Origin of the sequence: Ralstonia insidiosa (assembly GCF_008801405.1) — a bacterium.
Lineage (GTDB): Bacteria > Pseudomonadota > Gammaproteobacteria > Burkholderiales > Burkholderiaceae > Ralstonia > Ralstonia insidiosa.
The window spans coordinates 1,066,603-1,092,096 of the sequence record NZ_VZPV01000001.1 but is presented as its reverse complement, the minus strand read 5'-3'; the positions used below and the strand labels follow the sequence as shown (position 1 = coordinate 1,092,096).

24 protein-coding genes and 1 pseudogene are annotated in these 25,494 nt (G+C 65.1%); 24 read left to right on the top strand and 1 reads right to left on the bottom strand.

Annotation, left to right across the window (positions count from 1 at the left end; genetic code table 11):
* The first annotated feature begins 120 nt into the window (after positions 1–120).
* The 24 genes and pseudogenes from F7R11_RS05305 to F7R11_RS05190 all read left to right on the top strand — a co-directional run bounded on the left by F7R11_RS05305 (position 121) and on the right by F7R11_RS05190 (position 24,635).
* On the top strand, positions 121–1,041 hold the full coding sequence (locus F7R11_RS05305; RefSeq protein ID WP_064801721.1) for an OmpW/AlkL family protein: 921 nt from the start codon (positions 121–123) through the stop codon (positions 1,039–1,041).
* A 148-nt stretch (positions 1,042–1,189) separates the two neighbouring features.
* The gene (locus tag F7R11_RS05300; protein ID WP_064801719.1) at positions 1,190–2,188 is read left to right on the top strand and encodes an NAD(P)/FAD-dependent oxidoreductase; all 999 of its coding nucleotides are present in this window, start codon (positions 1,190–1,192) and stop codon (positions 2,186–2,188) included.
* Positions 2,189–2,278: 90 nt separating this feature from the next.
* A complete protein-coding gene (locus F7R11_RS05295; RefSeq protein ID WP_064801717.1) occupies positions 2,279–2,686 on the top strand; it encodes a hypothetical protein in 408 nt (135 codons plus the stop codon).
* 60 nt (positions 2,687–2,746) lie between these two features.
* Positions 2,747–4,114 carry a tRNA (N6-isopentenyl adenosine(37)-C2)-methylthiotransferase MiaB gene (miaB, locus tag F7R11_RS05290; RefSeq protein WP_064801715.1) on the top strand — a complete coding sequence of 456 codons (1,368 nt, stop codon included), beginning with the start codon at positions 2,747–2,749 and terminating at the stop codon, positions 4,112–4,114.
* Between the two features lie 21 nt (positions 4,115–4,135).
* Complete coding sequence (locus F7R11_RS05285) at positions 4,136–5,128, top strand: PhoH family protein (protein WP_064801713.1); 993 nt, start codon at positions 4,136–4,138, stop codon at positions 5,126–5,128.
* Positions 5,129–5,130: 2 nt separating this feature from the next.
* A complete protein-coding gene (ybeY, locus tag F7R11_RS05280) occupies positions 5,131–5,961 on the top strand; it encodes an rRNA maturation RNase YbeY (RefSeq protein WP_064801711.1) in 831 nt (276 codons plus the stop codon).
* Positions 5,962–6,330: 369 nt separating this feature from the next.
* The gene (locus F7R11_RS05275; RefSeq protein WP_151180509.1) at positions 6,331–7,551 is read left to right on the top strand and encodes a hypothetical protein; all 1,221 of its coding nucleotides are present in this window, start codon (positions 6,331–6,333) and stop codon (positions 7,549–7,551) included.
* A gap of 195 nt (positions 7,552–7,746) precedes the next feature.
* A complete protein-coding gene (locus tag F7R11_RS05270) occupies positions 7,747–8,640 on the top strand; it encodes a CorC family transporter (protein WP_064801707.1) in 894 nt (297 codons plus the stop codon).
* 119 nt (positions 8,641–8,759) lie between these two features.
* Positions 8,760–10,244 carry an apolipoprotein N-acyltransferase gene (lnt, locus tag F7R11_RS05265; RefSeq protein WP_390624364.1) on the top strand — a complete coding sequence of 495 codons (1,485 nt, stop codon included), beginning with the start codon at positions 8,760–8,762 and terminating at the stop codon, positions 10,242–10,244.
* Between the two features lie 174 nt (positions 10,245–10,418).
* A complete protein-coding gene (glyQ, locus tag F7R11_RS05260; protein ID WP_031329865.1) occupies positions 10,419–11,399 on the top strand; it encodes a glycine--tRNA ligase subunit alpha in 981 nt (326 codons plus the stop codon).
* Positions 11,396–12,064, top strand: a complete 669-nt coding sequence (locus F7R11_RS05255) for a hypothetical protein (protein ID WP_064801705.1) — start codon at positions 11,396–11,398, stop codon at positions 12,062–12,064. Before glyQ ends, F7R11_RS05255 begins: the two co-directional genes overlap by 4 nt.
* 74 nt (positions 12,065–12,138) lie before the next feature.
* Entirely contained in the window at positions 12,139–14,241 is a 2,103-nt protein-coding gene (glyS, locus tag F7R11_RS05250; protein ID WP_064801702.1) for a glycine--tRNA ligase subunit beta, read from the top strand.
* 19 nt (positions 14,242–14,260) lie between these two features.
* Positions 14,261–14,839, top strand: coding sequence for a D-glycero-beta-D-manno-heptose 1,7-bisphosphate 7-phosphatase (gmhB, locus tag F7R11_RS05245; protein ID WP_064801700.1), 579 nt, complete (start codon positions 14,261–14,263; stop codon positions 14,837–14,839).
* Between the two features lie 10 nt (positions 14,840–14,849).
* A complete protein-coding gene (locus F7R11_RS05240; RefSeq protein ID WP_021196551.1) occupies positions 14,850–15,602 on the top strand; it encodes a lysophospholipid acyltransferase family protein in 753 nt (250 codons plus the stop codon).
* Positions 15,599–16,480 (top strand): M48 family metallopeptidase, encoded by an 882-nt coding sequence (locus F7R11_RS05235; protein ID WP_064801698.1) that lies wholly within the window; start codon positions 15,599–15,601, stop codon positions 16,478–16,480. Before F7R11_RS05240 ends, F7R11_RS05235 begins: the two co-directional genes overlap by 4 nt.
* A 51-nt stretch (positions 16,481–16,531) precedes the next feature.
* Positions 16,532–17,278 carry a hypothetical protein gene (locus F7R11_RS05230; protein WP_151180508.1) on the top strand — a complete coding sequence of 249 codons (747 nt, stop codon included), beginning with the start codon at positions 16,532–16,534 and terminating at the stop codon, positions 17,276–17,278.
* Positions 17,279–17,383: 105 nt separating this feature from the next.
* Entirely contained in the window at positions 17,384–18,523 is a 1,140-nt protein-coding gene (locus F7R11_RS05225; RefSeq protein ID WP_064801694.1) for an MGDG synthase family glycosyltransferase, read from the top strand.
* The gene (locus tag F7R11_RS05220) at positions 18,520–19,011 is read left to right on the top strand and encodes a hypothetical protein (protein WP_021196547.1); all 492 of its coding nucleotides are present in this window, start codon (positions 18,520–18,522) and stop codon (positions 19,009–19,011) included. The genes F7R11_RS05225 and F7R11_RS05220 overlap by 4 nt, the downstream gene beginning before the upstream one ends.
* Positions 19,012–19,021: 10 nt before the next feature.
* Positions 19,022–19,618 carry a dual specificity protein phosphatase family protein gene (locus F7R11_RS05215; protein WP_064806158.1) on the top strand — a complete coding sequence of 199 codons (597 nt, stop codon included), beginning with the start codon at positions 19,022–19,024 and terminating at the stop codon, positions 19,616–19,618.
* 253 nt (positions 19,619–19,871) lie between these two features.
* Positions 19,872–21,452 (top strand): two-partner secretion domain-containing protein, encoded by a 1,581-nt coding sequence (locus tag F7R11_RS05210; protein ID WP_064801691.1) that lies wholly within the window; start codon positions 19,872–19,874, stop codon positions 21,450–21,452.
* Between the two features lie 101 nt (positions 21,453–21,553).
* Positions 21,554–22,006: pseudogene (locus F7R11_RS27270) on the top strand (POTRA domain-containing protein); the annotation flags it as partial.
* 254 nt (positions 22,007–22,260) lie between these two features.
* Positions 22,261–23,265, top strand: coding sequence for a ShlB/FhaC/HecB family hemolysin secretion/activation protein (locus tag F7R11_RS27265; protein WP_064801689.1), 1,005 nt, complete (start codon positions 22,261–22,263; stop codon positions 23,263–23,265).
* A 73-nt stretch (positions 23,266–23,338) separates the two neighbouring features.
* A complete protein-coding gene (gene gloA / locus F7R11_RS05195) occupies positions 23,339–23,746 on the top strand; it encodes a lactoylglutathione lyase (protein ID WP_064801687.1) in 408 nt (135 codons plus the stop codon).
* Positions 23,730–24,635 (top strand): DMT family transporter, encoded by a 906-nt coding sequence (locus tag F7R11_RS05190; protein WP_064801685.1) that lies wholly within the window; start codon positions 23,730–23,732, stop codon positions 24,633–24,635. The genes gloA and F7R11_RS05190 overlap by 17 nt, the downstream gene beginning before the upstream one ends.
* Here F7R11_RS05190 and rsmA read toward each other — a convergent pair.
* Positions 24,622–25,479, bottom strand: a complete 858-nt coding sequence (gene rsmA, locus F7R11_RS05185; RefSeq protein WP_064801683.1) for a 16S rRNA (adenine(1518)-N(6)/adenine(1519)-N(6))-dimethyltransferase RsmA — start codon at positions 25,477–25,479, stop codon at positions 24,622–24,624. The genes F7R11_RS05190 and rsmA overlap by 14 nt on opposite strands.
* Positions 25,480–25,494: the final 15 nt, after the last annotated feature.

The following is a 25,494-nucleotide window of genomic DNA, read 5'->3' as shown; positions in this document are numbered from 1 at the left end:
GGCGTGCGTACCAGCTAGAGGAAAGCTTCAACGAACACAGAGAAATCGCTGCGTTATGCTGCGGAAACACAAATCGCCACACTTAGGCGAAATAACAATCCTATCCAGAGAGACAACCACATGAACCGCACCGCCCGCCGCTTTGCTGCAGCCCTTGCCTGCGCTGCTGTCAGCACCCTTGCAGCCTCCGCTGCTCACGCGCAATCCACCGCAGAAGCCAACGTCGCTGCAAGTGCCAGCACCGGCGCGAGCAACTCCAGTGGTGGCGGATTCGGACAATTCATGGACGACTACGTCTGGGGCCGCAACGTCATGGCGTTGGGTTGGTTCTACATCCGTCCGATGGATTCGGCCACGCCACTGACCACCACCACCGGCGCGCTGGGCCTGGGCACGTATCAGTCGCCCGGAACTGACGTGCGAGTCAGTAACGCCAACACGCTGTCGCTCACATTCACGCACTTCTTTACGGACAACATCGCCGGTACGTTCGTGGGCGGCGTGCCACCCAAGTTCGACCTGTACGGCAGCGGCAACGTGATCGCACCGGTGCCGGTCATCGGGCCGCTGACACTCATCAACCTGGGGCTGCCGCAGAACAACCCGGTCGCCACCGTGCGTGAGTGGAGCCCGGCCATCGTCGCCCAGTACTACTTCGGCACGAAGGAAAGCAAGTTCCGTCCGTTCGTCGGCGCCGGTGTCAGCTACAACTTCTTCACCAACCTGAAGCTGAACCCGAACTTCGTGAACGCGCTGCAAAACCTCGGCCAGGTGCTGCAGCTGGGCATGGGCCAGGTGCCGAGCGGCACGGCCAAGGTAACGGCAGAAACGTCGAGCTCCTGGACGCCGGTGGGCAACGTGGGCGTGTCGTATGAGTTCGCCAAGAACTGGACCGCCATCGGCACGGTGTCGTACCTGCCGCTGAAGACCACATCCACCATCACGATCCGCAGCGCGCAGGGCCAGGTGCTGGCGGTCAACAAGACCGACATCAAGGTCGACCCGCTCGTCTTTGGGCTGGCGATTGGCTACAAGTTCTAAGCTGCCGAGTTGCCCCAATCGGTTGAGCTGCGGCAAACGCCACCTTCGGGTGGCGTTTTTCATTGCCGTTTTTCACAACGACATGACCCGATATGATGGCGGGGTTTCAGAACCGATCTCCTGTTCCGCCCAGCCCGCCACGCCATCCATGACCCAGCCTTCCATCGCCATCGTCGGAGCCGGCATTGCCGGTGTTGCCTGTGCCAACGCGCTTGCCGCAGAAGGCATTGCCGCCACCGTCTTTGAACGCGCGGGCGGCGTGGGCGGCCGGCTGGCCACCACAGTGCTGCCCGAGGGCGCCCCAGCCTATGCCTTCGACCACGGTGCGCAGTCATTCAACGTGCGCAGCGAAGCCTTCCGCCGTGCGGTGGACGCTGCCCGCCGGCAGGGCTCGGTGATGCCGTGGCCGGCACGCTGGGGCCACCGCACGGCAGACGCCCTGCAGGCGGATTCACGCGACGAGGCCCGCTATGTCGGCCTGCCCGGCATGGGCGCGCTGGTGCGCAGTCTGGCGACGCCACTGGATGTGCGCTTCGGCCACGCTGTCACGCGCGTGGCGCACGAAGGACGCCGCTGGACCATCGAGCGCGACGGCGCCGACACCACCCACGCCGACATCATCGCCCTGGCCCTGCCCGCGCCCGAGCTGCCGGCGCTGTTTGGCAACGCGGCACCCACCTCGCTACAGGCATCCATTGCGCCGGTACGCTACGCCCCCTGCTGGGCGCTGATGATGGGCTTTACGCAATCGCTGGACTTGCCGTACGACGGCATCCGCATTGACGACGACATGCTCGCCTGGGCCGCACGCGACAACACCAAACCGGGCCGGGTGATGGTCGATGAATCCTGGGTGGTGCATGCGTCGCCGGGCTGGTCGGCCGCACACGCCACGGACACCCCCGAGCAGGCGCTGCACGCCCTGCACGCCCGCTTTGCCGAGGCCTTTCCCGGCACGCCCGAGCCCGACGTCATGGCGGCCCATCTGTGGCCGCATGCGCTGGTCGAACAGTCGGCGGAAATGCCCTGCCATTGGGACGCCGCCAACCGCCTGGGCGCCTGCGGCGACTGGTGCGAGGGCCCGCGTGTGGAAGCCGCGTTCCTGAGCGGTGTTGCACTGGCCGCAAAGATTGCCGAAGCGCTATAGGAACCCACCGGCCAGCGTTACAATGTCGGGTTGTCTCGTGTTTCGTGTGCCGGGTCGCTCACCCGGCGGTGGCTTTCTCCTGACGACGCCATGCGCACCCGACGCCAAGTCCTCGCCCTAGCCTTTGCCGCAGTTGCGGCATCAGCGCCGCTGCTGTCCGCCCATGCGCAAGTCCTGCGCAACATTCCGGCGGTGGCTCCGGCTGCCCAGTTGACCGTCAATTCGGTCAATACCGGCACGCTGACCACTGGCAGCACGGGCTTGGTGAACATCCTGCTGCTCGGTTTCGGAACCACCAAGGCCGATATCCGCTTCGCCCCGGGCGTGCGGATCCTGTCGCTGGATGGCCGGCTGATGCCGCCCGGTTCGGTGGTCGGCCAGACGTTCAAGGTGCGCTATCAGCTCGACCTGTATCAGCAGTTGCTGACGGCCTGGGTTGTCAGCGATGACGACTACAAGGCCGCGGTCGCCGCACAGGCGCAAGCGCAGTCCCAATAGCCGAACCGCCAGAACGCCCCACGAAGCACGTGCCCCCAGGTCAACCACTGTGAACGGCACATGAAAAAAGTCTTCATCAAAACCTACGGCTGCCAGATGAATGAGTACGACTCGGACAAGATGTCCGACGTGCTCAACGCAGCTGAAGGTCTCGTCCCCACCGACACGCCCGAAGATGCGGACGTGATCCTCTTCAACACGTGCTCCGTGCGCGAGAAGGCGCAGGAGAAGGTGTTCTCCGAGCTGGGCCGCGTGAAGGCGCTCAAGGCGCTCAAGCCGGACCTCGTCGTTGGTGTGGGCGGCTGCGTGGCCAGCCAGGAAGGCGCTTCCATCGTGGCGCGCGCGCCCTACGTGGATGTGGTCTTCGGCCCGCAGACGCTGCACCGCCTGCCGGAGCTGATCGCCGCACGCCGCCGCACGGGCCGCTCGCAGGTCGACGTGTCCTTCCCCGAGATCGAAAAATTCGACCACCTGCCGCCCGCACGCGTGGAAGGCTCGACCGCCTTCGTGTCGATCATGGAAGGCTGCTCGAAGTACTGCAGCTACTGCGTGGTGCCCTACACGCGCGGTGAAGAAGTCTCGCGCCCGTTCGACGACGTGCTGGCCGAAGTGGCCGGCCTGGCTGAGCAAGGCGTGCGCGAAGTCACGCTGCTGGGCCAGAACGTCAACGCCTACATCGGCAAGATGGGCGACACCAGCGAGCGTGCTGACTTCGCCCTGCTGCTCGAATACGTGGCCGAGATTCCGGGCATCGAGCGCATCCGCTACACGACCAGCCACCCGAAGGAATTCACCTCGCGCCTGATCGAGGCGTATGCCACCAACCCGAAGCTGGTCGACCACCTGCACCTGCCCGTGCAGCACGGCTCCGACCGCATCCTGATGGCAATGAAGCGCGGCTACACGGTGCTCGAATACAAGAGCAGCATCCGCAAGCTGCGCGCGATCCGGCCGAACATCTCGATCGCCACCGACTTCATCGTCGGCTTCCCGGGCGAGACCGATGCGGACTTCGCCAAGACGATGGACCTGATCCACGAGATCGGCTACGACACCTCGTTCAGCTTCATCTACAGCCCGCGCCCCGGCACGCCAGCAGCCAACCTGCACGACGATACGCCGCAGGCCGTCAAGCTCGAACGCCTGAAACATTTGCAGGCGACCATCGAAGAGAACGTCGCGCGCATCAGCCAAAGCATGGTCGGCAGCACGCAGCGCATCCTGGTCGAAGGCCCGTCGCGCAAGGACCCGACCGAGCTGCACGGCCGCACCGAGAACAACCGCGTCGTCAACTTCGCCCTGCCGGACCTGCCGCAGGCGCGCCGCGACCAGCTGATCGGCCAGATGCTGGATGTGCACATCGTGCATGCCTTCCCGCATTCGCTGCGCGGTGAGGTTGTCGCCAATGACAACCGCGTGACCCACTGATCATCAACACCGACGGATTGGATGAAACCGACCACCGCTGAATTTACCGCGCCCAAGAACGACAACGCACGCCTGCAGAACCTATGCGGGCCGCTGGATGAAAACCTGCGCCAGATCGAGCAGGCGCTGGACGTGACGATCAGCCGGCGCGGCAGCAAGTTCACCGTGCGTGGCACCAATGCGCGCGGCGCAGCCAATGCGCTGGAATCGTTCTACAACGCCGCGCGCGAACCGCTGTCGGTGGACGACATCCAGCTCGGCCTTGTCGAGACCCGCCAGGTGGCCGCGCATGGTGCCTACGTGCCGGAATCGAGCACCGACGTGCCCGATGGCAACGACCTGTCGCCGGTGCTCCACACGCGGCGCACCGATCTGCACGGCCGCACGCCGATGCAGCGCGAGTACCTGCGCAGCATCCTCTCGCACGACCTGTCGTTCGGCATCGGCCCGGCAGGTACGGGCAAGACGTATCTGGCGGTGGCCTGCGCGGTGGATGCGCTCGAGCGCGACGCCGTCAAGCGCATCGTGCTGACGCGCCCGGCCGTGGAAGCCGGCGAACGCCTGGGCTTCCTGCCCGGTGACCTCGCACAGAAGGTGGACCCGTACCTGCGCCCGCTGTACGACGCGCTGTACGACCTGCTCGGCTTCGACAAGACGCAGAAGATGTTCGAGCGCCAGATGATCGAAATTGCGCCGCTTGCGTACATGCGCGGGCGCACGCTCAACCACGCCTTCATCATCCTGGACGAAGCCCAGAACACCACGCCGGAACAGATGAAGATGTTCCTCACGCGGATCGGTTTCGGCTCCAAGGCCGTGATTACCGGCGACACGACGCAGATCGACCTGCCGCGCGGCCAGAAGAGCGGCCTGATCGAAGCGCAGCACGTGCTGCGTGACGTGCGCGGCGTGTCGATGACGCGCTTTTCCAGCATCGACGTGGTGCGGCACCCACTGGTGGCCCGCATCGTCGAGGCTTACGACGAATTCCATGCCCAGCATAAGGACGCCTGAACGTGGCTAAAGCAAAGACCGACACCAAAACAAAAACCAAGAAGACCCAACCTGCGGCCGCTGAGTCGTTCGGCCCGCGCGTCGATGTATTCGATGCCAAGGGCAAGCCGAAGACGGTGGATGCCAGCGCCCTGCGCATCGCCTTTGCGGATGGCCGCAGCCTGATCATCAGCGTGCCCGATACCGCCGATGGCGCCATCACCCTGGTTGCCGAGCATTCGGACACCAACACGAATGCCATGCTGTCGCTGCGCCCGGAGCACCACGACAGCGTCACGCTGCGCATCGAGGCCGAGCCGGTGCAGACCGAGCGCACTGAAGAACTCGACGACACGTTCTGGAACCACGGCGGCGAAGCCTTCGACGACGCAGAAATGCTCACGCTCGACCTCACCGTGCAGCACGGCGATGAGCTGAAGGCCGCTGCCCGCAAGGCGCTGCCGAAAGAGAAGGACATCGAAGCGTGGATCGCCCCCGCGCTGTTTGCCGATGCACAGCTCACCGTGCGCTTTGTGGGCGAAGAAGAAGGCCGCACGCTCAACCGTACGTACCGCGAGAAGGACTACGCCACCAACGTGCTGACGTTCTCGTACGCAGAAAGCGACGAAGACCCGGTGGCCGCCGACATCGTGCTGTGCTGCCCGGTGGTGGAGAAGGAAGCCAAGGAACAAGGCAAACCGCTGGTTGCGCACTACGCGCACCTGATCGTGCACGGCGCACTGCACGCGCAGGGTTACGACCACGAAGACCCGGCCGATGCCAAAGAGATGGAAGGCATCGAAACCGAGATCCTCGGCGATCTGGGCTTTGCAGATCCGTACGCAAGCCGCTGACGCACCTCCCGCATCGTTATCAGACGCCGGCCACGTGCCGGCGTTTTTGTTTCCTGCTACAGAAACGCAACATCGCGTTTCAACACTGAATCAAGTCCGTTTTCCGCAGATCAAGTCCTGACAAGGGTTTGCGGCATCTCCTCCGCCATTCGATGCAGGCGCGCGCCCGCCGAATCGCTCATACGCTCCCCTTCAGCCGTCGGCCATCTGGTACAGGCACTGCTCTCCGTACGGTGCATGGGCTTTGCCATGGCAATCCCTATCCTCGACACATAAGCCGCCACCCGAGCGCGCTCGATACACGTCGCCACACAAGGCGTCATGGGCCAACCCGCGCACAGACGGGCTCGGCCCCGCGGGGAGGTCATCATGCGTCAACGTTTCATGGACAGCATTCCATGGGCCACGTTGCTGGTCAGCGTGGGTGTCGGCACTGCGCTCGCGGTCACACCGCGCATCGCACACGCAGACCACAAGCAATCGTGCTACGCAGGCATCGTCGTCGTGTTCGACGGTGCATGGCATCCGGGTGCGCAGATTGGTTGCCGCACCGTCAATGTCTCGGGCAGCAACAACGTCGTCGGCGCGGAAGTGAACTTCATGATCGCGCAGGGCACCATCCGGCCGCGTGTGCAGGCGGTGGTCGGCAGCACCAGCGTGCAGGCGCTCATCGGCGGCGGCTACGACTTTGCGAGCAGTAAGGCCCTGGTGGGCGTTGGCGCCACCGGCGACCACTGGCTGGCCGGCGCCGATATGGAAATCGCCGGACGCTGGACGGCCTACGCCGGCGCCACCACGCTCGGCCGGTACCACGGCAACACGCCGGACCCTGTCACGACACCCGCCCCCGCGCCAGTGTCCAGCAACGTGACAGCGCCGCCGTCCACGAACAACAACGCGCCAGCCCCGGCTCCGGCACCAGGCAAGTCGCCTAGCCCTAGCCCTAGCCCTAGCCCTAGCCCTAGCCCTAGCCCGAGTCCGAGTCCGAGTCCGAGTCCGAGTCCGAGTCCGACACCGACGCCAGCACCGACCCCAAGCCCCGCCCCGGTCCCATCCCCCTGCGGAAGCTGCCATGGCGGTGACCATGGTGGGCATCATCACGACCACGATCATGATCACGACCATGACGGCCACCATGGTGGCAACCATGGCGGCGATCACGACCGCGGCGGCGATGGTGACCACGACCATGGCGGAGGCGATGACCATGGCAATCACCACGGCCCGCACGGCGGCGACCATGACCACAGTGGCGATGGCAACCACGGCGGGGATCACAACCACGGGGGCGACGGTAACCTCGGCCGGAACCATGACCATGGCGGTGGCGACGATCGCGGCGGAAACCACGACCGCGGCGGCGATTCCGGCAGCCACGGCCATCACGATGGCAATGGTGACGACCACACCCATTCCGGCCACGACAACGGCAATCACAAGGACAAGGGCACTCACCAAGGCCAGGACGAGAGCGGCCAGGGCAACAACGATCACGGTGGCGACGGCCACCAGGGCACAGGCAATGATGAGGGTAGCGGGCACACCGGTGACGACGGTCACCAGCAAGGCGGCAAGGCCAACGGCGACTGACCGTTCCCCCCTCGGCAGGCGCCATGCCGTGCCACCCGGGCCGGCCTCCTGAAGTGCAATTCAACGCACATCGGGAGGCTCGTCGCCCAGCCCGCGCTGTGTTGGAAGGCGTCCACCAAGCCGCCCCCTGCGTCATCGGGACGGCGAGTCTTTTGGTGTATGCTGGCCCGATGTTTAACGACGCGCGACCGCGCCATGAATGATCCGTATCCCAGTCCGAAGCCAGCCGACAAACCCCGATCGCTGCTGGAACGTCTGACCGACCTCATCTCGCCCGAGCCCGAATCGCGGGCCGAGCTTCTAGAAATCCTCCAAGACGCGCATGCGCGCAACCTGATCGACGCCGACTCTCTGTCGATGATCGAAGGTGTCTTCCAGGTCTCGGACCTGTGCGCGCGCGACATCATGATCCCGCGTGCCCAGATGGACGCGATCAACATCGCCGACGCGCCGTCTGAGTTCATCCCTTACGTGCAGGAAGCGGCGCATTCGCGCTTCCCGGTCTACGAGGGCAGCCGTGACAACATCATCGGCATCCTGCTGGCCAAGGATTTGCTGCGCTTCTATACCGATGAAGACTTCGACGTGCGTGACATGCTGCGCCCGGCCGTGTTCATCCCGGAATCCAAGCGCCTGAACGTGCTGTTGCGCGACTTTCGCGTCAACCGCAACCACATTGCCATCGTCGTGGACGAGTACGGCGGCGTGGCCGGCCTCATCACCATTGAAGACGTGCTCGAGCAGATCGTCGGCGACATCGAAGACGAATACGACATCGAAGAGGAAGAGGACAACATCCTCGCCACCGCCGATGGCCACATGCGCGTGCGCGGCCTGACCGAAATCGAGCAGTTCAACGAAGCCTTCGGCACGCACTTCTCTGATGAGGACGTCGACACCATCGGCGGGCTGCTGTCCAACCACCTCGGCCGCGTGCCGCACCGGGGCGAGAAGATCGTCCTGGGCACGCTGCAGTTCGACGTGCTGCGCGCCGATGCGAGGCAGGTGCAAGTGCTGCTGGTGCGCCGTCTCACCACCCCGACCGGCGGCGATGCCTCGGTCAACGCAACTGGTTCCAACACCGTCTGACCTTCGTGCCCGCTCAGTTCTCCTCCCCTGCCGGGGCGTCCCCCCGTCGGCAGGACGCCCCGCTTGTGCCACCTGCCGGGCCGCTCGCGCGGCTGCCGATCTCACAACGTAAGGCGGCCATGCCGCTGGCGGTGCTGCTGGGCGTCATGCATACGCTGTCGTTCGCGCCCAATCACTGGTGGTGGCTGCAGATCCTGTCGCTGACAGGGCTCGCAGCCCTGGTGCGACGCGCACCCCGGCTACGTGATGCCGCCTGGGTTGGCTATGCCTTCGGGCTTGGCTGGTTCCTCTCGGGCGTCTGGTGGCTCTACATCAGCATGCACGTATACGGCGACATGCCGGCGTGGATGGCCGGGCTGGCGGTGCTGCTGTTCGCGGGCTACCTGGCGCTGCATCCGGCGCTGGCGGTATGGGCGTGGCAGTGGTTCACGCGACGCGGACGGTGGTCGGGCACGGCATCCGCGCTCGTGTTCGGCGCGGCGTGGGCGGTCGTGGAATGGCTGCGTGGCACGGTGTGGACGGGCTTCCCCTGGATCAACGGCGGCTATGCGCACACCGATGGCCCGCTGGCCGGCTATGCGCCGCTGGTGGGCGTGTACGGCATCGTGCTGATCGCAGCCACGCTGGCCGGCCTGCTGTGCGTGGCGGCCGAGCGCCGCCTGCATTGGCTGACCGCCATCGTCGGCGCCGGCGTGCTCGTGGCCGGCTGGCCGCTGCACGGCGTTGCGTGGACGCAGCCCGTAGGCAAGCCGATCTCGGTGCGCCTGCTGCAGGGCAACGTGCCGCAGGACGTGAAGTTCCAGCAGACCGGCATTGAGCGCTCGCTGGAGCTGTACACGAAGATGGTCACCGAGCAGCCCGCGCAGCTGGTGATCACGCCTGAGACGGCCTTCCCGATCATGATCCAGGAGATGCCGCAGGAGATCGCGCTGGCCATCCGCACGTACGTGGATACCACCGGCTCCAGCGTGCTGTTTGGTGCGGCCAGCCAGGATTCGGCGGTGGATTACACCAACAGCGTGTTCGGCGTCGGCCCGCAGTTCCAGGGCGTGTACCGCTACAACAAGCACCACCTGGTGCCGTTCGGCGAGTTCATCCCCTTCGGTTTCCACTGGTTCGTCAACATGATGAACATGCCGCTGGGCGATTTCCGGCGCGGCCTGCCGGTGCAGCCCGCCATGACGGTGGCCGACCAGCGCGTCGCGCCCAATATCTGTTACGAGGATTTGTTCGGCGAGGAGATCGCTGCCTCGCTGCGGCACGCGAACCAGCCCGCCACCATGCTGGCCAACGTGACCAACCTGGCGTGGTTTGGCGACACGATTGCGCTGGACCAGCACCTGCAGATCTCACGCATGCGCGCACTGGAAACCGGACGGCCGATGCTGCGCGCCACCAATACCGGCGCCACCGCCGTGGTGCGCCCGGACGGCAGCGTACAGGCGCGCTTGCCGGTCTTTACGCTGGGCACGCTGCAGGCCGAGGTGCAGGGCACGCAAGGCCTGACGCCGTTTGTGCGGGCCGGCAACGCGCCTGCGCTGGGCGCGGGCGTGCTGGTGCTGCTGGTCGCGCTGGTACGCCGTCGTCGCACCGTAACGAACTGATCGGCCGCCATCCGGAGGGCTTTCGAGCCACTTTCCGGGGCGGCTGACAAAAAACGCTAAAATTCAACGTTTTACGGCGGGCACGGGGCGATGCGCTTCTCGTGCCCGCCGCTGCATTCCACCGTCACGCTGCGCCCCGAACGTTCTGGCCGCGGCGGACCACCAGGTACCACCATGCTTACCTTCCAGCAACTCATCCTGAAGCTGCAGTCGTACTGGGACGCCCAGGGCTGCGCCCTGCTGCAACCGATCGACCTTGAAGTCGGCGCCGGCACCTCGCACGTGCACACATTCCTGCGCGCGATCGGCCCCGAGCCGTGGCGCGCCGCCTATGTGCAACCGTCGCGCCGCCCCAAGGACGGCCGCTACGGCGAGAACCCCAACCGCCTGCAGCACTACTACCAATATCAGGTGGTGCTCAAGCCCGCGCCGGAGAACATCCTCGACCTGTACCTCGGTTCGCTGGAAGCGCTGGGCCTGGACCTCAAGCAGAACGACGTCCGCTTTGTGGAAGACGACTGGGAAAACCCCACGCTCGGCGCCTGGGGCCTCGGCTGGGAGGTGTGGCTCAACGGCATGGAAGTCACGCAGTTCACGTACTTCCAGCAAGTCGGCGGCCTCGACTGCAAGCCGGTGACCGGTGAAATCACCTACGGTATCGAACGCCTGGCGATGTACATCCAGAAGGTCGAGAACATCTACGATCTGGTCTGGACCGAGTGGGAAGAGCCGGGCCCGAATGGCCCCGTGAAGCGCCGCCTGACCTACGGCGACGTCTACCACCAGAACGAAGTCGAGCAATCGACCTACAACTTCGAGCAGGCCGACACCACCGTGCTGTTCCGCCGCTTTGCCGAGCACGAAGCCGAAGCCAAGCGCCTGATGGGCGTACGCGCGGAGGGTGATGCCGGCGCAGCAGACGAAGGCGCGCCGGTCGTGCAACTGGCGCTGCCCGCCTACGAGCAAGTGCTCAAGGCCGGCCACACGTTCAACCTGCTCGACGCACGCGGCGCCATTTCGGTGACGGAGCGCGCGGCCTACATCGGCCGTATCCGCAACCTGTCGCGCCTGGTCGCACAGGCCTACTACGACTCGCGCGAGCGCCTGGGCTTCCCGATGTGCGGCACCGCTGCTGCGGCCACGGAGGCTGCATGACGGCCACGCGGGTCCAAACCGCGCGACGTGGGCTGGCCTTGCTGACAGCGGCGTCGATTGCCGCACTGGCGCTGCCGGCAAGCGTTGCGCAAGCGGCGCGGCATCGCACGTCCAAACCCGCATCGACGGAAAAGATCTTCGTCGTGCCGAACAACCTGACACAGATCTGCGTGGCCGATTCCAAGCCGCTGCAGCAAGCGCTGGGCGCGGCATGGACACCGGCGCCGCCCGCGCTCGACCAATGGACGAGCCTGGTACGCACGATGGCCTGTGACCTGTCCGGCGCGCGTGACCTCGGCTGGCACCGCGTGCCGTTGCGCACGTACGCCACCGCCCTGCGCTTCCCGCTCACCTGGGTCGAGTGGCAAGGCTCCGGGGCCAAGGCGCAGCGCCGTGCGCGCGTGTTCCGCTCGTCGGCACAACTGCCGAGCCGGCTGGAATTCAATGTGTCCGGCACGCTGCAAGAGGTGCGCTATGACGAGCGCCGCGGCACGCTGTCCGCGCGCTTCCTGCGCCGTGATGCCGCCCCGCCCGGCACGAACCCCGCACCAATCGCACCGCCGCCGCCTCCGGGCCAATGCGCCGGCACGCAATTGCAGTTCCAGCAGCAGAACGGCGTGTGGCTGCTCTCGGGCGTGGAGCCCGTGCCAGGATCGCCCTGCTAACCGAAATACGTAACCGCCGCTCCGGCACTCAGACCCGAGCGGCGCAGAACAACGACGTCACCGATTCAACTGCTATGTCCACCCTCCTGATCGAACTGCTGACCGAAGAACTGCCACCCAAGGCGCTGGCCCGCCTGGGCGAGGCGTTTGCGCGCGGCCTGTTTGACGGTCTGTCGGCGCAAGGCCTGCTCGAAGAAGGCGCTACCGTGGAAGGCTTTGCCACGCCGCGCCGCCTGGCTGCGTCGATCACCGGCGTGCGCCGTACCGCGCCCGATCGCGAGCTGCGCGAGAAGGTGCTGCCCGTGACCATCGCCTTTGACGCTGAAGGCAAACCGGCCGCGCCGCTGGTCAAGAAGCTTGCTGCACTGGCCAAGACGGTGGGCGTGGAAGCCATCGCGCCCGAGTCACTCGAACGCGCACCGGACGGCAAGGCGGAATCGCTCTTCTATCGCTACACCGCGCGCGGCGCCGTGCTGGCAGAGGGCCTGCAGACCGCGCTGTCGCAAACCATCGCCAACCTGCCGATCCCGAAGGTGATGACGTACCAGCGCCCGAACGGTCAGGATATGGAGAGCGTGCAGTTCGTGCGACCGGCGCACAAGCTGATCGCGCTGCTGGATAGCGAAGTCATCCCCGTCAGTGCGCTGGGCCTGCAATCGGGCAACGTGACGCTGGGCCACCGCTTCCTGTCGGCCGGCGACATCGTCATCGCCGATGCCACGTCGTACGCCAGCACGCTGGAAGCCCAAGGCAAGGTCATCGCCAGCTACGGCAAGCGCAAGGAAGCCATCCGCGCTGAACTACTCAAGACGGCCGGCGCCGATACGGTCGTCATGCCCGAAGCGCTGCTGGACGAAGTCAACGCGCTGGTCGAATGGCCCGTGGTCTACCCCTGCCACTTCGAGGAAGCGTTCCTCGCCGTGCCGCAGGAGTGCCTGATCCTGACCATGCAGACGAACCAGAAGTACTTTGCGCTGACCGATGCGCAAGGCCATCTGCGCAACCGCTTCCTGATCGTCTCGAACATTGCCACCGGCACGCCAGAAGCCATCATCCAGGGCAACGAGCGCGTGGTGCGCCCGCGCCTGGCGGATGCCCGCTTCTTCTTCGAGCAAGACAAGAAGAAACCGCTGGCCGATCGCGTGCCGCTGCTCTCGCGCGTGGTCTATCACAACAAGATCGGCACGCAGCTGGAGCGCGTATCGCGCCTGCAGGCCATTGCTGGCCAACTCGCTGAAAAGCTCGGCGCCGATGTGGCCCACGCCTCGCGCGGCGCGCTGCTCGCCAAGGCCGACCTGCTGACCGACATGGTGGGCGAGTTCCCCGAGCTACAAGGCACGATGGGCACGTACTACGCCCGCCACGACGGTGAACCCGATGATGTGGCGCTGGCCTGCTCAGAGCACTACCAACCGCGCTTTGCCGGCGACGCGCTGCCCAGCACCGCCACCGGCACCGTGGTGGCGCTGGCCGACAAGCTGGAAACGCTGGTCGGCATCTGGGGCATCGGCCTGCAGCCCACGGGCGAGAAAGACCCGTTCGCGCTGCGCCGCCACGCGCTGGGCATCCTGCGCATGCTGATCGAGAAGCCGCTCACGCTGACGATCGACGATGCGCTGAAGATTGCCGCCGCGAGCTTCGACGGCATCGCCGCCGTCAAACCGGACCTGGCCGCCATCACCGATTTCCTGTACGACCGCCTGCGCGGCTACCTGAAAGACAAGGGCTATAGCACCAACGAGGTGGAAGCCGTGGTCAGCCAGCGCCCGCAGCGCCTGGACGACATCGTCGCGCGCCTCGAAGCCGTACGTGCGTTTGCCGCCCTGCCGCAAGCCGAAGCGCTGGCCGCCGCCAACAAGCGCATCACCAACATCCTGAAGAAAACGGATGTGGCCATCGGCGCGGTGCAGCCGCAACTGCTCAAGGAAGATGCCGAGCGCGCGCTGCACCAGGCCGTGGCCGCGTCCGAGCCGCAGGTGCACGATGCCTTCGCGCGCGGCGACTTCACCACCGCCCTGAAGACGCTGGCCGGCCTGCGCGAAGCGGTCGACACGTTCTTCGATGGCGTGATGGTGATGGCCGACGACACCGCGCAGCGCGACAACCGCCTGGCGCTCTTGGGCGAGCTGCATGGCCTGATGAACCGCGTGGCGGACATCTCCAAGCTGGCCGCTTGAGCATTGTTCGGAGCCTGATATGCCTCACGTCCCCAAGCTGGTGATCCTCGATCGTGATGGCGTGATCAACCTCGACAGCGACCAGTTCATCAAGTCGCCCGACGAGTGGATCCCCATCGCTGGCAGCCTGGAGGCGATTGCCGAGCTGAACCAGGCAGGCTACGAAGTGGTGGTCGCGACCAACCAGTCAGGCATTGGCCGCGGACTGTTTGAAGCGGCCGCGCTCAACGCCATGCACGAGAAGATGTACAAGGCGTTGTCCGCATTTGGCGGCCGCGTCGACGCCGTCTTCTTCTGCCCGCACACTGCCGCGGACGCCTGCGAATGCCGCAAGCCCAAAGCCGGCATGTTCCGCGAGATCGCGCGCCGCTTTGACCGGGATCTGACGGGCGTGCCAGTGGTCGGCGATTCGCTGCGCGACCTGCAGGCTGGCGTGGAAGTTGGCGCCTTGCCGCATCTCGTGCTGACCGGCAAGGGCATCAAAACGCGCGACGCCGGCAACCTGCCGCCTGGCACCCAAATCCACACAGACCTGCGCGCGTTTGCGCGTGCATTGCTGTCGCCTGCTCCCCAGGGCACGCCCTCGCGTGCCCCTTGAATTGCCATCCATGACCTTCATCCGTTCGCTGCTGCTCCTGATTTTCCTGGTCGTCTGGACCCCGATTTATGCGGTGGCCTGCTTCATCGTGTTTCCGATCCTGAACCCACATCGCCGTTTCTGGATGGTGACGGGTTGGACCAAGTCCGTGATCTGGGCGGCGCGCTTCCTGGTCGGCATCCGCTGGAAGTACGAGGGCTGGGAACATATTGAAGAGGCGGTCGCCACCAACAAGCAGGTGGTCCTGCTCTCCAAGCATCAGTCGGCCTGGGAGACCATGGCGTATGTTGCGACCATGCCGCGCCCGTTGTGCTTCGTGTTCAAGCGCGAGCTGTTGTTCGTGCCGTTCTTCGGCTGGACGCTGGGCTTGCTGAAAATGGTGCATATCAACCGCAAGGACGGTGCCAACGCGTTCGCCTCGGTGGCGCGCCAGGGCAAGGAACGCCTGGCCGACGGCGCGTGGGTCATCATGTTTCCGGAAGGCACACGCACCCGCTCGGGCGATCCGAAGCCGCGTTACAAGAGCGGCGGTGCGCGCTTTGCCGTCGATACCGGCGCATGGGTCATCCCCATCGCCCACAACTCCGGGCGCGTGTGGCCGCGCAATTCGTTCTTGAAGCATCCGGGTCTGATCACGCTGTCGGTCGGTCCGGCCATCTCGACCGCCGGCAAGACCAGCGACGAACTCAACCGCGAAGTCGAAGCGTGGATCGAAACAGAAATGCGTAGAATCGACGCCGACAGCTACCGCGAGCGTGCATGAAACTGCTGCGACCACCGACTTCGCCCACCACCGCCGACAGCGTGCAGCTTGAGCTGCCACTGCTCGCGCCTGAAGCCCCGTCGCCCCCGCACTCGCAACCGGACGCCACCCTCCTCGCCCCACCGGCAGTCGATCCCACCACCGTACCGCTTGGCCCCAACCAGCGCCGCCTGACGCTGGGCGAGCGTGCACTGGTGTACAACCTCAAGCGCTCGTCGCGGCGCACCATCGGCTTTGTCATCGATGACCGTGGGTTGTCCATCACAGCACCGCGCTGGGTCACGCTGGGGGAGATCGAACACGCCATCTCCGAAAAGCAGAAGTGGATCTTCGCCAAGCTGGCGGAATGGCGCACCAGCGCCGCACGCCGCGTGCTGCCGCCGATGGAGTGGCAGGATGGTGCGTCGCTGCCCTTCCTAGGCAAGTCGATCACGCTGAAGCTGGAGTCGCCCATCGGCGCGCTGATGTTCGATGCCGATGCGTGCATGCTGCATCTGGGCTTGCCGCCCTCGGCCACCGAACAGCAGATCAAGGACCGTGTACAAGGCTGGCTGCAAACGCAGGCGCGCCGGCTGTTTGGTGAGCGGCTCGATGTGTATGCCGAGCGCCTGGGCGTGCGGCATAGCGCGTATGCGCTGTCGTCCGCCGCCACGCGCTGGGGCAGCTGCACGGCCGACGGCAAGATTCGTCTGAACTGGCGTCTCGTGCATTTCCCGATGAGCCTGATCGACTACGTGGTCGCGCACGAGCTTGCGCACCTCAAGGAAATGAACCACAGCCCGCGCTTCTGGGACACGGTGGAATCGATCTTCCCCGAATTCCGCGAAGCACGCGAACAACTGCGTTCGCATCCGCCGGAATATCTGCCGGCGTTCTGAGGGCGCCCCCTCGCCCTCCACGCACGGCGCGGGCACGCAGCGCCGCCCTCCATGATCTTTGCGCCCGTCCTCTCCCTGCTGGCCTTCGTGGTGCTCTTCATCGCGCCGCTCGTAGGTGTACTGGGGACGATCCCGATGGTCGGTATCGTCATGGCAAGGGCGTACAAGAAGCGGCCTCCGCTTTCTCGGAAAGCGCGAAGATGGATGTGGGCGCTAGCGATCTTCCTTGCCGTGGCGGATCTGTGGAGCGGGTACCTGTTCTATGTATCCGCCCGCATTGATCGCGAGATCAACGAAGAACAAGTCAACAAGGCTGCGCGGGAAGACTTCACCCTCGATCGAGACTTCCAGTACGGCGAGCTGGTGATCCCTGCCGGCAGCCGGATCCACCGCTACGACGTGTTCGACAACGGCAAGAAAGACATGCCCCTGTCGCTGCGCGGCCTGCGCACCGTTCGCTTTCCCCATCCGGTCCGGGTGGCTGGGGTCGATGTCGAATCGATGGACGTGTCGACGCTGGACATGGCGCTCGTGCTGGCCAAGGACCAGGCCATCGGCCCGCGGTTCGACTACGACACGAAAGGCAAGCTGACCCACGAGGGCCAACCCGAGTCTGTTACCTGCAAGCGCGGGCAGGTGGCCCACTTCAATGCGCCCTCGATCGAGTACGACATCAATGCCGAATTCGGCAAACCGGAACCCGACGGACCCGACGCACGGTTCAAGCCAAGCCAGTGGCAATTCCTGGGCTGCACGGACGGCACCTCGATCGACCTGCCGCCCATCGCGCCGCGCTGACGTGCGTGCCCGCTGCCTGACCGGATGGTGCATTCCACAGGCGGCACGGTTGGTGGAGAATACGCCACCCGGCAACCCGATGACGCCGGAACTCCTACGCCAACCATGAAGAAGATTCTGCTCCTGAGTGTCAGTGCCGGCGCCGGCCACATGCGCGCCGCTGAAGCCATTCGCGCCTTCGCCGATGTGCACCCCGCGGGCATCGACGCCACGCACCTCGATGTGATGGACTTTGTTTCGGCCGGCTTTCGCAAGCTCTACACCGACTTCTACATCAAGCTGGTCAGCAACCAGCCGGCGCTGTGGGGCTATCTGTACCAGAAGACCGATGAGACAGCACCCAGCGCGTTCTCCCAGAAGATCCGCCGCGCGGTCGAACGGCTGAACAGCCGCCCGCTGCTGGCCGAGATCAAGCGGCAGCGCCCCGACGCCATCATCTGCACGCACTTCCTGCCGGCGGAGCTGCTCTCACGCGAGCTGCGCAAAGAACGCCTGGACGTGCCGGTCTGGGTGCAGGTGACGGACTTCGACCTGCACAGCATGTGGATCGTGCCGAACATGCGTGGTTACTTCGCGGCCAATGAAGAGATTGCGTGGCGCATGCGCGAGCGCGGGCTGGCAGCCGATGCCGTGCACGTGAGCGGCATTCCCGTGATGCCGGCGTTCAGCAAGCCACTCGACCGCGCGGCCTGTGCAGCGGAGTTCGGCATCGACCCGAAGCGCAAGACCTTCCTGATGATGTCGGGCGGTGCTGGCCTGGGTGGCCTCGACACCTTGGCCGAACGGCTGCTGGCAATGGACGGCGACTTCCAGCTCATTGCGCTGGCGGGCAAGAACCAGACGATGCTGGAAGCGCTGCAGCGCGTTGCGCAGCGGCATCCAGGGCGCCTCTTCCCGCAAGGCTTCACGCACCAGGTGGAGCGCCTGATGGCCTGCGCCGACCTGGTCATCACCAAGCCGGGCGGCCTGACCACCTCCGAATGCCTGGCCATGCAGTTGCCGATGATCGTCAACTCGCCCATCCCCGGCCAGGAAGAGCGCAATGCCGACTTCCTGCTGGAGCAAGGCGTCGCACTCAAGGCCATCGACGATGCCGCGCTCGAATTCCGCATCCATGCGTTACTGAAGGAGCCGGATCGACTGACGGCGATGCGGCACAAGATTGCGCCCCTGGGCCGCCCGAACGCGGCGCAGTTCGTGCTCGATCGCGTGCTGGGTCTCAGCGCACAAGCCCACGCCGCATGAACGCCACCGATTTCATTCCACGACGCCGCACGCTGGCGCTGGTGGCCTGGGTGGTGCTGCTCGGTTTCTTCTTTGCCAACGTCGAAATCCAGATCGAGGGCAGCGCCGGCTGGGCAGCCAACCTGCCCACCTGGCGCATCGAAAAGCACTGGCTGCTCGACCTCTTCTGGGGCGGCCGCCCGATGACGGGCTACCACGCGTGGGTGTTCCCGTTCGTGGCGCTGTTCTTCCACCTGCCGGTGGTCTTCAACGGCCAGTGGTCGTGGCGCATCGAGGCGCGCATCATCGCCTGCATCATGGTCTTCTGGCTGGTGGAGGACTTCCTCTGGTTCGTGCTGAACCCCGCCTACGGCATCGCGAAGTTCACGCCTGCCAATGTGCCCTGGCACATCCACTGGACGGCCTTTGCCCCGACCGACTACTGGACCATGAGCGCCGCGGCGGTCGTGCTGTTCTTCCTCTCCCGCGCGCGCACCGTCGTGCGCTGACTTGCCCATCATGCGAATTCTCGCCCTTGCCACTGCCGCACTGCTGTTGATCGGCCAACTCCAATCGGCCTGCGCAGACACGACGCCACCCGCCCCATCGTCAGCCAACCGCCCACTCCAGTGGGCGCAAAGCGTAACGGACGCGCCGGTCAACAACCTGCACCGCATTACGCCGTCACTCTATCGCAGCGCGCAGCTTTCGAAGAGCGACCTCCCCCAGTTGCACAAACTCGGTATCAAGAAGGTCATCAGCTTCCGCGCCTTCCATTCGGACAGCGAGATCCTGGCGGGCAGCGGCATCACCATGCAGCGCATTCCGATCAACACGTGGAACATCCGCGACGAAGACATGGTGGCTGCGCTCAAGGCCCTGCACGAGGTCGAGCGCGATGGCCCGGTGCTGATCCATTGCCAGCATGGTGCGGATCGCACGGGGCTGGTGTCGGCGCTGTATCGCGTGGTGTACCAGGGCTGGACCAAGGAACAGGCGCTGGATGAGCTGCAGCACGGCGGATACGGCTTCCACTCGATCTGGCAGAACATCACGCGCTATCTGCAGCGTGTCGACATCCAGCGGCTGCGCCAGCAGGTCGAGGCACAGGGCTAAGCCTCCCGCCGCATCAAGCCATGCCCCAGAACACGCGTGGCGACGGCGGGTGCTTCAACCCTGGACCACTATCGCAATTCAACCCTGGCCGGGAGCCTTAACAGATTAATGAACTGCAGCGGAACGGGACACTAGCCGATCAGACACCGTGCCGTCATCCGTGTCTCTACGGAGACTGTATTGGGCCCTGTCTGATTCTAGCGATGAAGCATTCTTCGTATCGTCGTTCATCCCAACTACTCGGATGAACGACATGAAGCATACGTCCACAAACATTCGCTCCATCGCCCTGGCCGCCCTGCTGCTGGCAGGCACTCAAGCCGCGCATGCGGTCGGCAACGGCACCATTGTCGACGGCACCGGCAGCATAAGCCGCAACGGCAATACCACCACGGTCACCCAGACGAGCAACAAGATGATCGTCAACTGGGACCAGATGAACGTCGGCGCCAACGACACGCTGAACTTCAACCAGAAGAGCGCCACCTCGGCCGTTCTGAACCGCATCAACTCCGTCGACCCCACGACCATTCTCGGCTCACTCAATGCCAACGGGCGCGTGTTCATCGTGAACCCGAACGGCGTGCTGATCGGCCGGGGCGCGAACGTGAGCGTCGGGAGCTTGGTGGCCTCGTCGCTGAACATCAGCGACGCAGATTTCAAGGCCGACCGCCTGCGTTTCACTGGCGGCGGGCAAGGCGACGTGACCAACGACGGCTTCGTCTTGGCCAACGAGTCGATCGCCTTGGTCGGTGCGAAGAACGTCACCAATGGAGGCACGCTCTACTCCTTGAACGGCGATGTGACGCTTGCCAGCGGGGGCGACATCTCCCTGACGTTCGCAGACTCCGGCCTGCAGGTCGGTGTGGACAAAGCCGGCCTGGAAGCCCTGGTTTCCAACCGCGGCCTCATCAGAACCCGTGACGGCGACATCATGCTCACTGCCTGGGCACGCGACTCTCTGACCCGCTCCGTGATCAACAATGCGGGCACGATCGAGGCCAGGAAGCTGACGCGCTTCGACCAAGCGTGCGTTACGTGCGCCCCCACCCGCGGCAACGTCACGTTGGCGAGTTTCGGTGACGGCGATATCTCCAGCATCTCCTTCGGCTCCATGTCTGCCGACGGAAACATGACTGCGGTCGCCCAAGGCGACGTGAAGCTCTCCAACCTGTGGGTGTCTGGCGATCTGACTACGATAGGCAACACGGTCGACCTCATGCAGAACGGGCGGAACTACTCGAACCGTGTCATGGGCAATGTCTACCTCACGGCACGCAACGGCGGCTCCATTGCCAGCACCCAGGCCTCCAACATCCTCGCCATGTCTGAGAAGGGCGAGATGCGGCTTGGCAATGTCTTCGTCGTTGGCAACCTGTCTGCGGCCAGTGACTCAGTCGTCTTTGACAATCCTGTCACGACGTTTGGTGACGTCAACATCTTCGGCAGGAACGTCTCGATGGCCGATGGGTGGAACAACAACCCGCTGCTGGACGCCCGGGGCAACATCACGATCGATGCCCTCGAGAACGTGACCCTGACCGGCCAGATCTACGGCAACGCGGTCCATCTCAATGCGATGGGTGGTCACCTGACGGTGGGGCGCCTGTCGACCTACGGGGACACCTACCTGCAAGGCGCTAAGGGCATCACCCTGCAGGGGCGCGCCCAGACCGGCAACCTCACGCTGGAAACGCAGGGCAACGTCGACAAGTGGGTTGGCCTGCAGGTCTACGGTGATTTGACCTACAAGCTCGCGGCGAACAGCCAAGTGTTTGACGGCGTGCTGCGCGACGTCGTGTACGGCCGGACGATCGGCCTGCCCCGTCGATAAAGCCGACTGTCACAGAACGCACCCGCCGAAAGCCTGACAGGCTCGCGTCGGCTGGTGCGGAAGGCCCGGCATTGCCCGGGCTTTCGCACGTCTTGTTTGCCATGGATACCCGATCTTCCCTTCTCTCCCTGGGGCTCTTCGCCTCGGGCGCGTTGTCGTACTTGCCCGCCAGTGCGCAAAGCCTGCCGGGCGGCAATCTGGGCACGCCTTCCAGCGGCTCGCTTTTGCAGAGCAACCCCACCCTGAATGCGCCCATCGATCGGCATGTCGGTGATGCGCCGGCCATTGAGGGCACTCGCCCTCAGGCGGCCACACCGGCCGCCACCGATGAGGAGCACGTGCGCATTGCACGCATCGAAGTCGACAACGTGCCCGAACGCCTGAAGCCGCTCGTCGATGCCATCGTCGCGCCCTACCGCGACCGTGACATGACGCTCACCGACGTGCGCAACGTGGCCGTGCAGGTGACAGGCGTGCTGCTGGACAACGGCGAGAGCATTTCGTACGCCTACGTGCCAGAACAGGACATGGTCGATGGTGTTGTGCATTTGCGCGTGCTGCGCGGCCATGTCGAGGCGATACACCTCAAGGGCAACCGCTCACTGGTGCGGGACCGTGTCTTGCAAAGCTATCTGGCCAGCGGCATCACCCTGACCGGCGACGTGCAAACCGCGCAGGACCAACTGACCCGCCTGTCCGAGCTGCCTGGCGTCGGCACGTTGACGCCGGTGCTGTCTCCCGGGCAAACCCCTGGCGGCACAGTGCTGTCCGTCAGCACCGAAGCCGCCCCCGCGAGGAAGGCGCCTTCGTGCTCGACAACGCGGGGTCGCGCACCAGTGGGCGCAATCGCGTCGGCACACAAGTCAACGTCAACAGCCCGCTTGGGCTCGGTGACCGCCTCCAGGCCGGGCTGTACGGCGCGCCCGATTTCCTCCAGTTCAATCACGACAGCGATGGCGGGCGCACAGTCATCGGGCACGTGTCGTATGACGCGCCGGTTGGCGTACGGGGCGCGCGCGCCGGTGTGGCGGTCTCACGCGTCGATTACACGCTGGGAGGCCTGTACCGGGATCTGGGTAAAGGCTATGCGACCGTTTTCAGCTTGTATGGCAATTACCCGCTCTTGCGCCGCCCAACCGCCAACCTGGATGTCAGCGCGAATCTGGATGCCAAGCGCATGTCGGATGCGCTCTTCGATCTGCCCAACCCGCGCACGGCCCAAGTGCTCAACCTGCAGCTTTCCGGAGACCGACAAGGCCAGATAGCCGGACTGCCCAACGCTCTGCGATACCAGATCGGCACGAGCGGCGGACGTTTGCGCAATACCGATGATTGGAACAGCGCACAAACACGTGGCACCTATTACAAGATGACGACGTCCGCAAAGTTCAGCCAGGGGCTGCGGCGCGGCATGGTGCTCGATCTGTCGATCAACACACAACACGCCTCGCGCAATCTCGACGGCTCGGAAAAAATGATGCTCGGCGGACCCGGCGCCGTGCGCGCCTACAGCAATGACACGGTGAGCGCAGACAGCGGCTACGTGGCCTCCGCCACGCTCAACATAGCCGTGCCCGTCGTCAAGGGATTGGCCGTACAGGCGTTCTACGACCGCGCGCAGGCGGCAGCGCAAAAGTTTGTGCGCAGCGGCGCGAACCGGGTCACGATGGATGGCTATGGCGCCGGCGTGAGCTACACGGTCAGCCAGCGCGCCACATTGAGCCTCAGCCACGCCATCCGGGTCCGAGATGATCCCCTGCTCGGCGATCAGCCACGCGCGATGACCTGGGCCAGCGCCGTCATCCGATTCTGAATCGGCTCCTGCACGTTCGGGCATCCGCTCCTACAATATCGCCTTCCCCGCAGTCCCCCAGGAAGGAAACCCCATGCGAATGCTCCACACCATGCTGCGCGTCGGCGACTTGCAGCGCTCGATCGACTTCTACACCAAGGTGCTTGGCATGCAACTGCTGCGCACCAGCGACAACCCCGAATACAAGTACTCGCTGGCCTTCGTCGGTTACGGCCCGGAAGCCAGCAACACCGTCATCGAGCTGACCTACAACTACGGCGTGAGCGAGTACGAGCTCGGCACCGCGTTCGGCCACCTTGCCATCGAAGTCGACAATGCTGCACAAGCCTGCGACCAGATCCGCAATGCTGGCGGCAAGGTCACACGCGAGGCCGGCCCGGTCAAGGGCGGCAGCACCGTCATTGCGTTTGTGGAAGATCCGGACGGCTACAAGATCGAGCTGATCCAGGCACGCTCGATGCCCGATGGCAACCGCCACTGAGGCGCTCCGTCGCCCGCTGGACGGCACCGCCATCGGCCTGATGGTGGTGCTGTGCATGTGCTGGGGCTTTCAGCAGGTCGCCATCAAGGTCGCCGCGCACGACGTCGGGCCGATCATGCAGGCGGGCGTGCGCTCGACGATCGCCTCTGTGCTAGTGCTGGCGTTTGCACTGTGGCGCGGCACGTGCCTGTCGGTGCGCGATGGCACGCTGCCCGGCGGGCTGATGGCGGGCATCCTGTTTGGCGTCGAGTTCCTGTGCATCTTCATCGGCCTGGGCTACACCACGGCCTCGCGCATGGCGGTGTTTCTCTACACCGCGCCAATCTTCACCGCACTCGGGTTGCACGTCTTCGTGGCGGGCGAGCACCTGCGGTCGCGCCAGTGGATCGGCATCGGTATTGCATTTGCGGGGATCGTGCTGGCGTTTGCCGATGGCATCCTGCACCCGGCGGCTGGCCCGTCGACGTCGTTGGGCGATGGGCTGGGCGTGGTCGCAGGTGCGCTGTGGGGCGCAACAACCCTCGTCGTGCGCGCGAGCAAGCTGTCGGAAGCGCCGGCGGCGAAGACGCTGCTGTACCAACTGGCTGTCTCGGCGGTGTTGCTGCTGGTGATGGCTGTGGGCACGGGCCAAGCCTTCACGGCCAACCTGACGCCGACCGCGCTGGCGAGCCTCGCCTATCAGTCCGTGCTGATTGCGTTTGCCAGCTACCTGACGTGGTTCTGGCTGCTGCGACGCTATCTGGCGTCGCGGCTATCGGTGTTCTCGTTCCTGACGCCGCTGTTTGGCGTGGCGTTTGGTGTACTGCTGCTGCACGAACCGGTCGGACTGCGCTTTGCACTGGCCGCCGCGCTGGTGCTCTCGGGCATCCTGCTCGTCAATCTTCGCTAAGGTCTGACTCGCTGCCGGCAATGCCCGTGGTGACACGACCCGCCGGCAGCGCGTTCGCCACCGCCACGAAGTCTTCCACCGCCACCTCTTCCGCGCGACGGCCCAGATCGAAGCCCAGCGCGTCGAAATCGATCACGTCACGCAGCGCGCCCAGCGTGTTGCGCAGCACCTTGCGCCGCTGCGAAAACGCCATCGTCACTACCGTGCCGAGCGCACGCATATCCACCGGCGCGTAGGGCGACGTGTCTGCCGGCCACGGAATCATCCGCACCACGGCGGAATCCACCTTCGGTGGCGGGTTGAACGAGCCCGGCGGCACGTCCAGCACGGGCTCCATGTAATACCGCACCTGCAGCATCACCGACAGCCGGCTGAACGCCTTGCTGCCCGGCTCGGCCACCATGCGGTCGACCACCTCCTTCTGCAGCATGAAATGCTGATCGCGCACGCGATCGGCAAACGTAGCCAAGTGAAACAGCAACGGGCTGGAGATGTTGTACGGCAGGTTGCCGACAATGCGCAGCGGCCGGTCTGCCTCGTGCAGCGAGCCAAAATCGAACGCCAGCGCATCGCCTGCATGCACGATCAGCCGATCGCCGAAACGCCGCTGCAGTCGTGCAACGAGATCACGATCCAGCTCGACCACTTGCAGTGTGCGCACACGCTCCATGAGCGGCACGGTGAGCGCGCCCAGGCCCGGGCCGATTTCGACGAGCACGTCGTCTGGCTTCGGATCAATGGCAGCAACGATGGCGTGGATCACGCCGTCATCGACCAGGAAGTTCTGGCCGAAGCGCTTGCGGGCCTGGTGCCCCTGGTGAACGCCAGTCGTGGATCGTGCCATCGTGTAACTCGAAAT